This window comes from Brevibacillus sp. HD3.3A, from assembly GCF_013284375.2.
In the GTDB taxonomy this organism is placed as follows: domain Bacteria; phylum Bacillota; class Bacilli; order Brevibacillales; family Brevibacillaceae; genus Brevibacillus; species Brevibacillus parabrevis.
In genome coordinates, this window is record NZ_CP085874.1 from 468,628 (window position 1) to 482,831 (window position 14,204).

The 14,204-nt window shown below is 52.8% G+C and carries 12 protein-coding genes; 7 read left to right on the forward strand and 5 right to left on the reverse strand.

Features of this window, described 5'->3' with window-relative positions:
• The first annotated feature begins 109 nt into the window (after positions 1-109).
• The 4 genes from HP435_RS02550 to HP435_RS02565 all read left to right on the forward strand — a co-directional run bounded on the left by HP435_RS02550 (position 110) and on the right by HP435_RS02565 (position 4,378).
• Complete coding sequence (locus HP435_RS02550; protein ID WP_173599933.1) at positions 110-1,810, forward strand: YcdB/YcdC domain-containing protein; 1,701 nt, start codon at positions 110-112, stop codon at positions 1,808-1,810.
• A 218-nt stretch (positions 1,811-2,028) separates the two neighbouring features.
• Positions 2,029-2,196: a cytochrome c oxidase subunit 2A gene (locus HP435_RS02555; RefSeq protein ID WP_122966651.1), complete on the forward strand. Its 168-nt coding sequence runs from the start codon at positions 2,029-2,031 to the stop codon at positions 2,194-2,196.
• Between the two features lie 24 nt (positions 2,197-2,220).
• The gene (locus tag HP435_RS02560) at positions 2,221-2,688 is read left to right on the forward strand and encodes a cytochrome c oxidase subunit II (RefSeq protein ID WP_063229376.1); all 468 of its coding nucleotides are present in this window, start codon (positions 2,221-2,223) and stop codon (positions 2,686-2,688) included.
• 16 nt (positions 2,689-2,704) lie between these two features.
• Complete coding sequence (locus HP435_RS02565) at positions 2,705-4,378, forward strand: b(o/a)3-type cytochrome-c oxidase subunit 1 (protein WP_173599932.1); 1,674 nt, start codon at positions 2,705-2,707, stop codon at positions 4,376-4,378.
• Between the two features lie 230 nt (positions 4,379-4,608).
• Here the strand turns inward: HP435_RS02565 and HP435_RS02570 are convergent, their stop codons facing one another.
• Positions 4,609-5,364, reverse strand: coding sequence for a glucose 1-dehydrogenase (locus tag HP435_RS02570; protein WP_173599931.1), 756 nt, complete (start codon positions 5,362-5,364; stop codon positions 4,609-4,611).
• 134 nt (positions 5,365-5,498) lie between these two features.
• Between HP435_RS02570 and HP435_RS02575 the strand changes: the two genes are divergently transcribed.
• Positions 5,499-6,131: a nitroreductase family protein gene (locus tag HP435_RS02575; protein ID WP_173597965.1), complete on the forward strand. Its 633-nt coding sequence runs from the start codon at positions 5,499-5,501 to the stop codon at positions 6,129-6,131.
• Between the two features lie 9 nt (positions 6,132-6,140).
• Here HP435_RS02575 and HP435_RS02580 read toward each other — a convergent pair whose 3' ends face one another.
• Entirely contained in the window at positions 6,141-8,459 is a 2,319-nt protein-coding gene (locus tag HP435_RS02580) for a transporter substrate-binding protein (protein ID WP_173599930.1), read from the reverse strand.
• A gap of 209 nt (positions 8,460-8,668) precedes the next feature.
• Between HP435_RS02580 and HP435_RS02585 the strand changes: the two genes are divergently transcribed.
• Both HP435_RS02585 and HP435_RS02590 read left to right on the forward strand, forming a co-directional pair.
• The gene (locus HP435_RS02585) at positions 8,669-8,857 is read left to right on the forward strand and encodes a hypothetical protein (RefSeq protein ID WP_173599929.1); all 189 of its coding nucleotides are present in this window, start codon (positions 8,669-8,671) and stop codon (positions 8,855-8,857) included.
• Entirely contained in the window at positions 8,850-10,265 is a 1,416-nt protein-coding gene (locus HP435_RS02590) for an amidase (RefSeq protein ID WP_173599928.1), read from the forward strand. Before HP435_RS02585 ends, HP435_RS02590 begins: the two co-directional genes overlap by 8 nt.
• A gap of 348 nt (positions 10,266-10,613) precedes the next feature.
• Here HP435_RS02590 and HP435_RS02595 read toward each other — a convergent pair whose 3' ends face one another.
• The 3 genes from HP435_RS02595 to HP435_RS02605 form a co-directional block, all read right to left on the reverse strand.
• Positions 10,614-12,050 carry an ATP-binding protein gene (locus tag HP435_RS02595; protein ID WP_122966643.1) on the reverse strand — a complete coding sequence of 479 codons (1,437 nt, stop codon included), beginning with the start codon at positions 12,048-12,050 and terminating at the stop codon, positions 10,614-10,616.
• A complete protein-coding gene (locus tag HP435_RS02600; RefSeq protein WP_173599927.1) occupies positions 12,037-12,747 on the reverse strand; it encodes a response regulator transcription factor in 711 nt (236 codons plus the stop codon). The genes HP435_RS02595 and HP435_RS02600 overlap by 14 nt, the downstream gene beginning before the upstream one ends.
• 78 nt (positions 12,748-12,825) lie before the next feature.
• Complete coding sequence (locus HP435_RS02605) at positions 12,826-14,187, reverse strand: VCBS repeat-containing protein (RefSeq protein ID WP_173599926.1); 1,362 nt, start codon at positions 14,185-14,187, stop codon at positions 12,826-12,828.
• Positions 14,188-14,204: the final 17 nt, after the last annotated feature.

Genomic DNA, 14,204 nt, shown 5'->3' on the forward strand with positions numbered 1-14,204 from the left:
TTTTTATTCCGAAGATTTTGGACAGGAATGGAATATTATGTAACCATGTGCCCGTTCGTCTCGTCATTACTTATGTGTAAAAATAATCCAGTTACTTTGGAGGCGCGAGATGAAAAGAATCAATCAGTCGGTCATGACGATTGTGGCGGCATGCTTGCTGGCTGCAACGCCAATGTGGACGGAAACTTCGCGGGCAGAAGCAGCCAATATAGCAAAAGAACAACAGGCGAAAAAGAGTGAAATTTCAAAAGAAGTGCAAAGCTCGTTGGACAAGCTGTTCGAGCAGATGCCGGAATTAAAGACACTTCGCCTGGAAGAGAAGTTTTTGAAAGAAAACAACTTCCGCGACTACCCGAATCCGGTCTGGAACGTGATGCTGACAAACAGGCCAGAGACAGGGGCAGAAAAAAATCGCACCGAATATGCGACTGCCTCGATTGAACTGGATGCGCAGACAGGGCGACTGCTTTTCCTGGATATTCGCAATCCGGACTGGGCGTCAGCCAATTATCCGGACGAAAAGCTGGCACGCGAAAAAGCGGACGAATTTCTGCACAAATGGCTCGGAAAAGAAACCAGTTCTCTGAAACAGTCGCAGGCAATGGGCAGAGGGAAGGCCGGAAGGGGGAGCGGAGAAACAGGCAAAATGATCGAGTGGGCGAGGTCGAGCGTCTATTACCAAACCCTGATCAATGAGATTCCGCTGAACGACTACTCTCTCGTTGTATCTGTTGACCATGCCGGACATATTGTTCGCTACGACGCTTACCGCCAAATTCAGCCTGACGAGACCAAGTGGCCCGCCCCAGAAAAAGCGATCTCGCCGGAAAAAGCGAAGCAGCTGTATCAGGAGCAGTTGAAAATGCAGCTGGAGTACGTTGCTGAACAACCGACAGCGTATGCCGGGCCGGGAAGACCGTCCGAGAAAAAGCCGATGCTGATTTATCAGGCTAACGAGCCATTCGGAATTGACGCCGTGACAGGCAAGGTAGTGGGAGAGGACAAAATACCGGAGCAACAAAGCGTGCGAGTGAAAGGCGAAGGGAAGTCTGTCAAAATCGCATCCAAAGCAGAGGGCGAGCAATGGCTGAAGGAGCAGTTTGGCATTGATGTCGCAGGTGCTGACTTTGAATACGATGATCATAAGGAAAACTTGACGGATGGACTTCAGCAAATCGAATCGTATCATTGGTTGAACTTTTCCGGCAAGAGTGCCTCGTCCTTTGACAGCATTTCGATTACGACTGACGCTGTGAGTGACCGCCTGATCGGTTTCAATCTGCATTTGCCGGACGGGCGGAAACAGGGGAAGACAATCAGCATTGAGGAAGCAAAGAAAAAGGCGATTGCAGCATTGGAACCGTATGTTGATCCATCGCTTGCCGAGCTGACGCTTTTCGTGCGAACGGATGAAGCGGAAATCCCCGATTGGGTAGACAAGAGCAAGCTGCATAAACAGGACGAACCTCAGGAGTATTCGTTCCACTTCCAGGGCAAACGCAACGGGATTCCTGTGTCAGACGAATTTTATGGAGTGGAGATAAACAAGGAGACGGGGGCGATCGCAGGGCTGAACCTTCATCCGATCCAGCCGGGCATCGTTTTGCCAGACGCGGGCAAGATCGTGAGCGAGCAAGAAGCCAAAGAAGCGTATCAGCAGGAAGTAGAGCTGGAACTGAACTATTACTGGGACCAATACGAAGGACAGCGGGCGCCTGAACCGCAGTTGATCTACCAGACAAAAGAGAAGAACAGCTACCGCTTTATTGACGCCACTACGGGAAAAATCATTACAGTCAAATATCGCTAAACGTGCCCCAAAGCCGATTGCTCTTGCAGCAGTCGGCTTTTTTGTCGAAAATGTGGCGGATATTATGTCGGAATTGTGTCGTAAATGAGTCAGAATGGGGATTTTCCCGGACCATTTTAGGGGATTTCCCCGAATTACTTCCAACTGGTCCCAAGGGTAGAATGAAGGCGTGATAGATGTGATGCGCCTGCGCGGCACACAGAAAGGAGAAAAGTGCGATGGAGACGCAAATCGACAAATTGGAGCAAAACAAAAAGTCAAAAGAAAAAAAGACACAACCAGAGAAAGAAGAGCTCAAAGGAACGTTTGCTGCTGTGCTAATTGTGGGAGGCATCATTCTCGTTGGCTGGCTAGGTGTATTCGGGCTTTTCCTGGAACGGGCGTAATAGAGGAAGAGAAGGAGGATACGTATGCATTTGCACCGTTATGAAAAAATATGGCTGATGCTTGGTGCAGGCGGATTGGCGCTGTTTATCGTGTTGTTGTGTGTCAACGCGTTTGCGATGGGGATGGCTCCGCCAAGCAATATGGAAATGATCGATCCGGAAAAAGTGATGGAGACTCCTCCCTTTGATAAACCAGGCTTGAAGCAAGTGGGAGACAAGGAGTACGACGCTTACATGACGGCGTTTGCCTTTGGTTTCTCACCGACAAAGATGGAGGTTCCGGCGGGCTCCACCATCAATTTTCATGTAACAAGTCCGGACGTTGTTCACGGCTTCCAGATTCCGGAAACAAACATCAACTTCATGGTTTTGCCAGGGCACATCAGCTCAGCTACCCATACGTTTGACAAGCCAGGTGAATACCTGATCCTTTGCAACGAATACTGTGGCGCAGGCCATCAGGTGATGGCAACCACAATTATTGTGAAATAAAGGTAGGTGAACCTTAATGGTCATCGCAAGAAAATTGGATGAAGCAATTCCTCACACTCCGATACAGCGTTCTGCAGCCACACTGAGTCTGGCTTATGTCTGGGTGGCGTATGCGGCTTTTGGGCTGGCAGCATTGGCAGGTATGCTCCAAGGGATGGTTCGCGGCGGTATTATTGAACTGCCAAGCTGGACGAACTACTATCAAATTTTAACGGCTCATGGCGTATTGATGGCACTCATTTTTACCACGTTCTTTATCGTCGGCTTTATTTTCTCAGGTGTTGCCCGAACGACAGGCGGCTCCTTGCACGGAGCAGCGCTGAAATTTGGTTGGGCAGGCTGGATTCTCATGGTGACGGGAACGCTGATGGCGGTCGTCACGATCGTGATGAACGAAGCTTCGGTCTTGTACACGTTTTACGCACCGTTAAAAGCTTCTCCATACTTTTACATCGGTTCGGCCCTGCTCGTCGTGGGCAGCTGGCTGGCTGGCTTCGGGGTTTTTGCCAGCTATCGCAAATGGAAAAAAGAAAATCCGGGTAAAATGTCTCCGCTGTTCGTGTTCATGGGAGTTACCACATACGTCATGTGGATTATCGCTACTCTCCCGGTAGCTGTAGAGGTACTGTTCCAACTCATTCCGTGGTCACTCGGACTCGTGCCGACGATCAATATCATGCTCAGCCGTACGCTGTTCTGGTTTTTCGGCCACCCGCTTGTGTACTTCTGGCTGATGCCTGCTTACATGGCTTGGTATGTATGCATCCCGCGAATTATCGGCGGACATGTGTTCAGTGATTCGTTAAGCCGTCTTGCGTTCATCTGTCTGTTGCTGTTCTCGATTCCGGTCGGCTTCCACCACCAGTTGATGGAGCCGGGAATTTCCGCAGGCTGGAAAATGATTCACGTTGTATTGACCTTGATTGTCGTTATTCCATCGCTGATGACCGCCTTCTCGATGTTCGCTGTCTTCGAGACGACGGGACGCAAAAAAGGCGGAAGCGGCCTGTTCGGCTGGCTCAAAAAATTGCCTTGGACTGACGTTCGCTTCTTCGCTCCATTTGTCGGAATGCTGTTCTTCATTCCTGGGGGAGCGGGCGGAATCATTAACGCAAGTAACCAGATCAACGCGGTTATTCACAATACGATTTGGGTAACGGGACACTTTCACATCACGGTCGGGGCGGCAGTTGCCCTCACGTTCTTCGGAGTCAGCTTCTGGCTGATCCCTGCCTTGACCGGACGCAAACTGACCAAAATAGCCAACCGGATAGGTATGGTGCAGACGGTATTCTGGGCTGTCGGGATGTTCCTGATGTCGCTTGCGATGCATACGATGGGGCTGCAAGGAGCGCCGCGCCGCACAGACTATACGACGTACATGGATCATCCGACCGCTCTCGGCTGGATGGACTACCAACGCGTCATGGCTTTTGGTGGAGGACTGCTGTTTGTGTCGGCGGTTCTGCTGATCCTCATTTTGCTGTACTTGACGTTCTACGCGCCAAAAGGCAATACGGAATATCCGATTGCCGAAACCGAAACGAAGCAAGAAGTTCCCCGCATTTTGGAGCGTTGGCCTGTATGGGTCGGACTGGTTGCATTCCTGATCATTCTGGCCTACGGTTACCCGATTATGGAGCAAATCCAGCATCAGGCGCCAGGCTCGCCTCCGTTCCGAACCTGGTAGTGATACAAAGGCAAAGACAAAGAGCCGCTTCCCGTGCAGGGGGGCGGCTCTTTTTTGCTTATTTACCAATATCCAAGGGCGGCGAACTCAGTGAAGGCGAGAATCAAATAACCGATCGCCAACAGCCAGAGGGCAAGCAGCCTGAGGTCTTCCTCTTCAAAAGACATCGAACTCCTCCTTTATCTCTTGTTACCCACAAAGTATTCAGGAGGAGGGGCATTGGTTTAGCTTTATGGCTCGTAAATCATTTTGCGCGTCATGCCTCCATCGATGACAAGCTCTGTGCCGGTAATGAAGTCGTTGTCCTTGCTCGTCAAGAAGAGGCAGGCACGGGCGATATCGTCGGGAGTGCCGACCCGTCCCGCCGGGTGCTGCGCATGATCCTGCGGGCGCAGGGCGGAGTAATCGCCATTTTCGATCCAGCCCGGTGATATGGCGTTCACGCGTATTCCGTCAGGTCCAAGCGACACGCCCAAAGCGTGGGTGAGTGCGAGAATGCCCCCTTTGGAAGCGGCGTATGCCTCGGAGTGCGGCTCGGACATATGCGCTCTTGTAGAAGCGAGGTTGACGATGGCGCCGCCGCCGTTGCGACGCATGATTTTGGCTGCTTCCCGCGAAGCGAGAAAGACGCTGCGCAGGTTGGTGTTCAAGATGCGATCCCATGCGTCGACAGCCAAGTCGTAAGGCGATTCCCAGACGGACAGGCCAGCGTTGTTGATCAGCACATCGAGACGCCCCCAGCGGGAGTCGACTGTTTGCATCAGTTGCTCGATCTGCTCGGGCGAGCTTACGTCTGTTTGGACAAATAAAGCCGTTCCGGGAGTATCTCGGGCAGCGTTTATTTTTTCGACAGCGGCTTCGCCTGCTGCGGGATTTTGCTCCGCGATGACGGCGTGAGCGCCGTGAGCTGCGTACATGGAGGCGACAGCCAAACCGATGCCTTGACCGCCGCCAGTGACGATGACAATGTTATCCGTGTATTTCAAACGAAGCGCCTCCAAACAATAGGGGATGAAAAGCGGTAAAGCGTAAGAAAAAATGATTGAATAATGTTTGTAACTATATTAAAGTAAGTTATATACTTCAACAAGGGTATTTCAATACTGAGAGGAGAATGAGTATGAACACAGAATTGAAAATGACCGCTGAACAGGTGATGGAAGCACGCCACAGCGTACGCAAATACGATCCGAATGCAACGATTCCCCAAGGAGAGCTGAATGAAATTTTGCGTCTCGCAGCCAGCGCTCCGTCTTCCTGGAATTTGCAACATTGGCGTTTTCTCGTCGTAACCGACCCGGCGATCAAGGAAAAGCTGCTGCCAATCGCTTACGGTCAGCAGCAGGTTGTGGATGCTTACGCGACCATCATCATCCTGGGCGATTTGGAAGCAAACAAGTCCGCCTATACGATTTATGACGCCGCGCTGGAAAAAGGCTATGTCACCCAGGAAGTACGCGACACCTTGATCGGACAAATCGAAGGGGCTTACAAAAACAACCCTGAGATCGCCCGTGACGAGGCCATCCGCAACTCTTCCTATGCCGCTATGCAGCTCATGCTGGCAGCAAAAGCAAAAGGCTATGACACATGCCCAATGGGCGGATACAACCGCGATGCGCTGATCAAAGAGCTGAACATCCCATCGCGTTATTTGCCGACCTTGATGCTCACCATCGGAACAGCGAGTGTGCAGGCGTACCCAACTGCCCGCTTCGGATTGGATGAACTCGTGATCACGAACAGCTTCTAAATGTTTACTTTAGCGTTCCCAGGCTGCCGGATTTTCCGGCAGTTTTTTTGTGCTTTCTTTTATTTTTCGATACAAGGTGCTGCGGGCGATACCGAGCATTTGCGCGGCCGCTTCCACGTTGGGCGATTTTTGCAGGGCTTCTTCGATCACTTTTTGCTCCAGCTTTTTCAAGGAAAAAGGAGAAGCGGACGGGAGGGGAACATCTTCGCGAATCTGGCTGGGCAAGTGTTCCGGGCGAATCGGTTCGCCTGCTCTTTTGGCTAACAAAAAAGCCCGTTCCACGACATTGCGCAGCTCGCGTACATTTCCCGGCCACTGGTAGCCTAAGAGGGCATTCCAGGCTGCCTTTTCGATGAGATGTGGCCCGTTGCCGTAAAGGGCACACAAGTCGTGCAGGAATTGCTGGGCGAGCTGCCGGATATCTTCGCTGCGCTCGCGCAGCGGCGGAATGGTGATGGACAGCACGTTCAAACGGTAAAACAAATCGGCCCGGAACGTATCGCCATTCGCCACGGCTTGCAGCAGATTGCGGTTGGTGGCGGCGATGATGCGGACGTTTATGGCTCGTTCCTTTGTATCGCCAAGGCGGACGATCTTTCTCGATTCGATGACGCGAAGCAGGACAGCCTGCAAGTCAAGCGGCATGTCGCCAATTTCGTCGAGAAAAATCGTTCCGTTGTTGGCCGCCTCAAATTTGCCGATCGCCCCGCCCTTTTTTGCTCCTGTAAATGCCCCGTCGACAAACCCGAACAGCTCGCTGGCGATCAAATCCCGCGGCAGCGAGGCAGCGTTTATCGCAAGAAAAGGACCGTGGCGGCGCTCGCTTTCCCGGTGAATCGCTTCGGCCAAAACTTCCTTGCCTGTTCCCGTTTCGCCCAAAATAAGCACATTGGCTTGCGATTCCGCCGCCAGACGAGCGACATTCAGCTCCGCTTGGTAGCCGGGATGGGATGTTCGCACGCGGCCAAAGGAAGCGGCAGGACTGGCAAGCTGAACGGTGGGTGTTGCGCTTGCTTTCGCTTTCAACAAGTAAAAAAGATAAGGCGCTTGCTCGGAGCATGTCACCTCATAGCGGGAAGAGAGGTCAGCCCAGTTGTTTTTTGCCACCGTTTGACCAGGGGAGAGCTGCGTCAAAGCAGATGCCTGCTCGCTCATGTAGACGATCAAGCCGTCCGTGGTGGCCACGATAAGCGCTTCGTCGCTGATTCGGCTCCAACCGTTCAAGACCGTTTCAGGCAAAGCGCCAGGAAGCTTCGTATCTGTCAGGAAGGGAGCAGGCGAGATGCTGCGCTTGGAATCCCACACGATCTCGAATTGTCCGTTGGGGAGCGATTTGCCGATTTTGACGGGTCTGGACAGATGGCGATCAGAGGTGTCCAGCGCCATCGGGCCGCATACGGTCGGGAATGTGCGGCCCTTGATCTGCTTCACAATGTCCCGGTGGCTAATGCTTTTTGTGTCCAGCAAGCTTTCCAGGATGAGCTTGGTTCCCAGGTACGTGTTGTACATGACAGAGGAAATCGGGCGCTTTTCCCCGAGAAACCGCTGGAAAGTAGCGATGAACGCTTTGTTGTCCTCGCCAGGCAGCGACTGAAAATAGCTGGCGGAGCTGTAATGACCCGCGCGGTATGGCGTGCCGATTGCAGCCAGTTCCGTCTCTTTTGTGATCGGACTGAAAATGGGAATCTTTTTTCGCGGAGCCGCCATGCGGTGAAAATCCCGGTAAAAGGGCGCGATGCTTTTCCCGACCAGCGTGGAAAAGACGGCATCCGGCTGTTCTTCGGCGATATCGGACAAGACATCGTGAAAATGCTGGTGTCCGAACGGCACGTAATGCTCTTTTACAACCATGCCATTGCGTTGCGCCAAAAAGGAATGCACCTGCCGATGCGTTTCGCGCGGATAGTAGTAATCAGTGCCGATGCAGTAGACGCGCTTGCCGTAATGGCTGGTCATATAGTCCAGCAGCGTATGAATTTGCTGGTTCGGCAGCTCCCCGGTGTAGATGACGTTTGGGTGGCACTCCTTCCCCTCGTATAACGTCGGATAAACAAGCAGGCAATGGTATGCTTCCAGCACAGGGAGGATGGCTTGGCGGCAGGTCGACGTGTAGCAGCCTACGAAGATGCGAACTCCTTGCCGGGCCAGCTTTTCCGCTGCTTGTGCCCCTTTTCGCGGATCGGAGCCAATATCCGCTATGACAGCTTCGACTTGGCAGGAAGCGCGATTGTATTCCTCGATGGCGAACCTGGCAGCATCGCATTGCCCTTTTTCGGTGAGCGAGGTAGTTCCCGTCAAGGAAAAAAGCAAGCCGATTTGGATGCGCACAATATCCCCTCGTTTCATGTCTTGATTTGCGAAAACCAGTCTCAAAATGAGAAAGAGCGTGTTTGCCGCGAGTTTTGTATAGAAAAATCAGAAAATTACGCGTGGAAGTCTGTTAATGAAACAGATTCTTCGCGGCAAATGCTTGTCCTGCCTCTGTTTTTGATTGGCATAAGAGTTGCGATAAGAAAAGCGCAAAAGGAAGGAGGGGAATGGCTTTGAAATTGTTCATTCTCGATAGTCTGGAAACAAAAGGCGTGAGGGTGCCCAAGGAGCATCTCGATGAACTGGAGATGAGATGGCGGGGGATCGTCAGTTTGAAGCAAGAGACAGAAGCGGCTTTGCTGGATGATCACGATATCGCATTGCGAAATATCCCGGGGGGTGACCATTTTGAGTAAAGAGTTGATCGGCAAGTCGGCAGAAGAGCTGGCTGGCCTGCTGGAAAAGCGGGATGTCTCCTCGCTGGAACTGACGAGGGCTGTTTTGGATCACGCCGAAGCGTTGAATCCGACGATCAATGCGTATTTGTCCATTACGAGAGAAGCGGCTGAGAAAGCGGCCGCAAAAGCAGATGCGGAGATTGCTTCCGGCGGGTATCGCGGGATGTATCACGGGATTCCAATGGGGATCAAGGACAACTTGTACTTTCAAAATGAAGTGACGACGATGGCATCGAAAATTCATCAGCATTTTGTTCCGGATTACGATGCGACGATTATTGCCAAGCTGCGGGAAGCCGGGGCTGTCTTTACCGGAAAGCTGAACATGCATGAATACGCGTGGGGGATTACGAACAACAATCCGCATTACGGCGCGTGCCGGAACCCGTGGAACCCGGATAAAATCCCAGGCGGTTCAAGCGGCGGCTCGGGAGCAGCAGTGGCAGCGGATATGTGCGTCGCTTCGCTTGGCACGGATACGGCTGGCTCCATTCGCATTCCGTCTTCTGCTTGCGGGATTGTCGGGTTGAAGCCGACGCACGGCAGGGTAAGCAAATACGGCTGCTTTCCGCTCTCCTGGTCGCTTGACCATATCGGCCCGATGACGAAAACAGTGAAGGATGCGGCAGGCTTGCTGGAAATCATTGCAGGCTACGATCCAAACGATCCGACATCTGTAAATGCGCCTGTTGCTACATACATGGCTGAGCTGACTGGCGATGTGAGCAAGCTGGTGATCGGGGTGAACGAGGACTATTTCTTCAAGCAGGTGGATACGGAAGTGGAGCGGCTGGTGAGGAAGGCGATCCAGGCACTCGCAGATCAAGGCGCCAGAGTGGAGGTGGTCGAGATTCCGGCACTTGCCTACGCGGAGTACGCAGAGATGATTACGATTTTGTCAGAGGCCGCTACCATCCATCATCGCAATTTGCTGAAGCGGCCGGACGACTTTGGCAGCGATATCCGCCTGTTGTTTGAGCTGGGAGAGCTTCCGTCTGCGGTCGAATACTTGCAGGCGCAGCAGCTTCGCCGCCAAATCAAGCGCGACTTCCGCAAGGCTTTTGAAAAGGTGAATGTGATCATCGCCCCGACTTTGCCGATTATTGCGCCTAATATCGGAGAGGCGTTCGCTGACTTGAATGGTGAGCAGGTCGACTTGATCAATCAGATCATTCGCTTTACCGGGCCGAGCAATCTCACCGGACTGCCCGCTTTGACGGTTCCGTGTGGGCTGAAGAACGGAATGCCGGTAGGCTTGCAAATCATTGGTCCAGCTCTGCAAGAAGGGCTGGTGCTGAATGTGGGCTACGCGGTGGAGCAGACGAATCCGTTGCAAGGCAAAAAACCGGAGCTGGTGCGAGTGTAGCGTGTAACTGTAAACACCAAGGAAAATGGCACAGGGAACGAGCGGAACAGGCAGCGCATGTGCATGTGCCAAGGCAAGCAAGGAAAAAGGCAGCGGCTGTCCCGGACAGGAAAAAGTCATGGGACAGCGCTGCCTTTTTGTATGGTATAAACACGTGTTTTATTAGCGATGCATGTACCTGGCGATATCGGACAGCTTTTTGCTGCGCAACCTTCGCATTCAAGCAGGCTGCGCTGTTCGGACAACTTTTGGGAGCGAGAGTGCAGTTGCAGGTGGAATCAAAACCGATCGGCGAGGCAAAACCTCTGTGCCGGGTGTGTACGTCGAGGAAGTAAGTGATTGCCGTTTTCACTCCGTTCGTTCCACCGTCGACGCGCTTCCGGCAAGTCCGGCAAGGGGAGGGGCCAGAGGCAAATCAACCATGATGGAAGTGCCGCGCCCTTGCTCGCTGCTGACCAGGAATCGACCTGTGTGGAGTTGAATGATCTCCTTGCAGATCGCAAGCCCCAGGCCGCTTCCAGACAGCTTGGAGGTGCCTTTGAAAAACTTTTCCGTGACATGCGGCAAATCGTTCGGATGGATGCCCTCTCCGCTATCCGTTACGGTGACCGTCAGCCTGTCTTCCGAGGCCGTTGCCGCTACGCATATCGTGCCGCCTTTTGGCGTGAATTTGAAGGCGTTGTCCAGCAGATTGACAAACACTTGCTTCAACCTGTTTGGATCGCCCATGACGATCAGCGGAGAAGCGGGCAGGTCGAGTTGAAAATCGATTTGCTTCTCCTGAGAGCGGATGGCGAATTGCACATGCATATCGTCCAAAATCTCGCGCAAGTCCATCCGTTCGCGGGAAAGCTTCATCTCGCCGGACTGAAACTTGGAAAAGTCGAGCAGTTCTTCTACCAGGCCGATGAGCCGATCCGTTTCCTTGGAGATGACTTCAAGGCCGAGCATCGTTTCCTCCGGCTCCTCCAAGCCGCCAGAAATGAGCGTTTCCCCCCAGCCCTTTATCGAAGTGAGCGGCGTGCGCAGCTCGTGGGAGACGGAGGAGATAAAGTCGTTTTTCAGCTTCTCGTTTTTGCCGATCTCCGCTGCCATGTAGTTGAATGTATCGGCGAGCGTTCCTACCTCGTCATCGTAGCGTTTGGGGGCGCGAGCGGTGAAATTGCCCTCGGCCATTTGCTTCGCGGCGTTGGTCAGCTCTTCGATCGGGTCGACGATTCGTTTTGCCATGAGCAGGCTGAGAGCAAAAGCCAGCAAAACTACGCCCGCCCCAACACTCAGTCCGTAGAGGGCAATGCGATTAACCGCCTGATATAAAGGCTCGGCGGAGATCGTGTAGCGCAGCACCCCGACGTATTCAGAAGCAAACGTGAGCGGATTGGAGATGGCAATTACCCGCTCGCGGGATTGCGGGCTTCTGCCGACAAACAGTCCTTTTTGCCCGCGAATGGCATCTGTGACGTCGGAAGTCTGGATCAGCTCTCCTGTCTGGAACCCGTAAGAGTTGAGGATGACTTTGCCATTCAGGTCGAGAACCTCGATTTTGGCATACTCTTGACTGGATATGTTCTCCAAAATATAACGAGCTTTATCCTTTAGGCGGTAGCCGGTAGCGTATTTGTTGATAAAATTGGTGAATGTCGTGCTGCGTGTTTCCAATGCTTCGGTCGCTGTCCCGAAGTAGTAAGTGTGGACAGCCCAATAAAACAGGCCTTCCAGCAACAACACAATCAAAAGCAGGATCATGCCGAAGTAGAGGACAAGCCTGCTTTTAATTCCTTTCATGAGGAGCATCCTTTCGCCACAGGTACCCGTATCCCCAAACCGTTTCCAGGAAAGTCGGGTGAGCAGGATCATCCTCAATTTTTTGCCGGATTCTCCGCATGTTCACGTCGACGATCTTCAAGTCGCCGACGAAAAACTGGCCCCAGACGTTGGTCAAAATCTCATCGCGGCTGATTGCTTTGTTCGCGTTCTCGGCCAACAGCTTGATAATCGCGAACTCTTTCGGGGTCAGGACAATTTCCTGGTCCTTTTTCGTCAGCTTCCGCTCATCGAGCAGCAAGGTGAACGGGGCAATATCAATGACGTTTTTGTCTTCAACAGCTGCGGGAACAGGAGCGAGCCTGCGGTGCAGCGCCTTGACGCGAGCCAACAGCTCTGCGGGACTGAACGGCTTGGACACATAGTCGTCGGCGCCGAACTCCAGCCCCATTACTTTGTCCAGCTCCTGACTTTTGGCGGTGAGCATGATGATGCCCAGCCGCGGATATTTTTTGCGCAGATGCCCGCATACTTCAAAGCCGTCGATGCCAGGCAGCATGACGTCGAGAATGGCAATCTCGATATCGGTATTGGCGTCTGCGATCTCCAGTGCTTCTTCTCCGGTGGTTGCCTCGATGACTTCCCAGCCTTCGCGTTTCAGATTGATGCGCACAAAATCGCGGATCGATTTTTCATCTTCCAGCAATAAAACCTTCATAAGGCAAATCCCCTTGATCTGATTTCGACTTTTTCAGCTATCCATGGACGATGGACGGGTAAACAGCGCTGGCCTTTATCACGGAATGGATAAAGGCTTGTAGAGCTGGCGTATTTCGTCGGCAGTGAGCTGCATGGCACGGTACTCCTGCATGGCAGACTTGCCGAGGTTAGGTGCTGCTTGCGGCAGAATCGCGATCAAAACTTGCTTGCCCTCTTCTTTCAGCAGGACGTAAGGAACTTGCTTCTGCTTGAGTCCGTTCTCGAATTTGCTCCACTCGGTTTGCGGAACGCTTTGGAGAGTCAAAAGCTCGGCTTTATTTTTCCCGTTTTCTCCGTAGTAGAAAAAGCGCATCGTGAACGAATTGGAGCTGGGGAGGGTCGCGAGTGAGTATTTGTCCCGCCATTTATCGGGAATTTTCAGATCGATGCCCTGGGCAAAGTTCTGGTAGTGATCCTCCACGTGTTTCAGCCCCGTTTTTCCATCCCATTGAAAGTAGGAGGAGATCCAAGGAATTTCGGCCATCGCCATATCTTCCGTCCCAAGCGGCTGAATCATCGTGCCGACCTCAATAATTCCATCCCCGTTAATATCCTCACTGTACAAAGAATAAGCCTTGAAGGTCAAATCCATTTCTCCCTCTACTTTAGCCAGCGGATTGCGCAGCTCGCCATTTTCCCAGAGCAGCAGGTCGGTGGCAGAGGAATGTGCGCCGACACCCGATTCGATAAACAGCGCATTGCGCGTAGGCGATGCTTTGCCGATAATCGCCTGTTCGTATCCGTTTACGTAGCCGTCGAGCGCGATCTCAGTCAGTTTGGTAATTTTCCCGTCTTTTGCGCCGAACAGCTCTGCTTTGGAGGTGAAGTTGGTGTGATCGTGCATGACCAGGGCAAGCTCGGGTTGTTGATCTCCGTTCAGGTCGCCAACCGCCATTACCGAATACGACTGCTTCATCAGTTCCCGGGTCTTGTCATCGGCGATCGAAAAGACGGACAGTTCTTTGTTCAAGCCGTCACCGCCGCCCAGTCCTATCAGCATCTCCGGGATATGGTCGCCAGTCAGGTCGTTGAACGAAACGTAGTCCAGCTCATTGCCGATCCCGGTAAAAGAAGTCAGCTTTTGCCAGTTTCCCTGCTTTTGGGTCAGCACCAGCACGCCGATCTCGTAGTCGGTTTTATCTGACTTGTAAAACGCGACAACCTCGGGAGCCCCGTCTCCGTTCAAGTCTTGCAGGGAGACAGCGCTTGCTTCCGCAGGGTGCAGCGGGACCGCCAGTTGAGAACCGGCAGGCAAAAATTGCATGACGGCCTGATTGATCGATTTCTGGTCGCCGTCAGCCGAAGGGGCGCGCATCAATTCATTTGGAGTATCTGTCAGGCCGCAACCGCTCAACAAGGCAGCGCAGAATGCCGCAGACAAGAGCCAAGCCTTTTTCATTGTGATTGTTCCTTTCT

Excerpts from the sequence above, each read along its gene's own strand:
- HP435_RS02550 (WP_173599933.1), top strand. The coding sequence starts at position 110 with ATGAAAAGAATCAATCAGTCGGTCATGACGATTGTGGCGGCATGCTTG.
- HP435_RS02555 (WP_122966651.1), top strand. The coding sequence starts at position 2,029 with ATGGAGACGCAAATCGACAAATTGGAGCAAAACAAAAAGTCAAAAGAA.
- HP435_RS02560 (WP_063229376.1), top strand. The coding sequence starts at position 2,221 with ATGCATTTGCACCGTTATGAAAAAATATGGCTGATGCTTGGTGCAGGC.
- HP435_RS02565 (WP_173599932.1), top strand. The coding sequence starts at position 2,705 with ATGGTCATCGCAAGAAAATTGGATGAAGCAATTCCTCACACTCCGATA.
- HP435_RS02575 (WP_173597965.1), top strand. The coding sequence starts at position 5,499 with ATGAACACAGAATTGAAAATGACCGCTGAACAGGTGATGGAAGCACGC.
- HP435_RS02585 (WP_173599929.1), top strand. The coding sequence starts at position 8,669 with ATGGCTTTGAAATTGTTCATTCTCGATAGTCTGGAAACAAAAGGCGTG.
- HP435_RS02595 (WP_122966643.1), bottom strand. The coding sequence starts at position 12,050 with ATGAAAGGAATTAAAAGCAGGCTTGTCCTCTACTTCGGCATGATCCTG.
- HP435_RS02600 (WP_173599927.1), bottom strand. The coding sequence starts at position 12,747 with ATGAAGGTTTTATTGCTGGAAGATGAAAAATCGATCCGCGATTTTGTG.
- HP435_RS02605 (WP_173599926.1), bottom strand. The coding sequence starts at position 14,187 with ATGAAAAAGGCTTGGCTCTTGTCTGCGGCATTCTGCGCTGCCTTGTTG.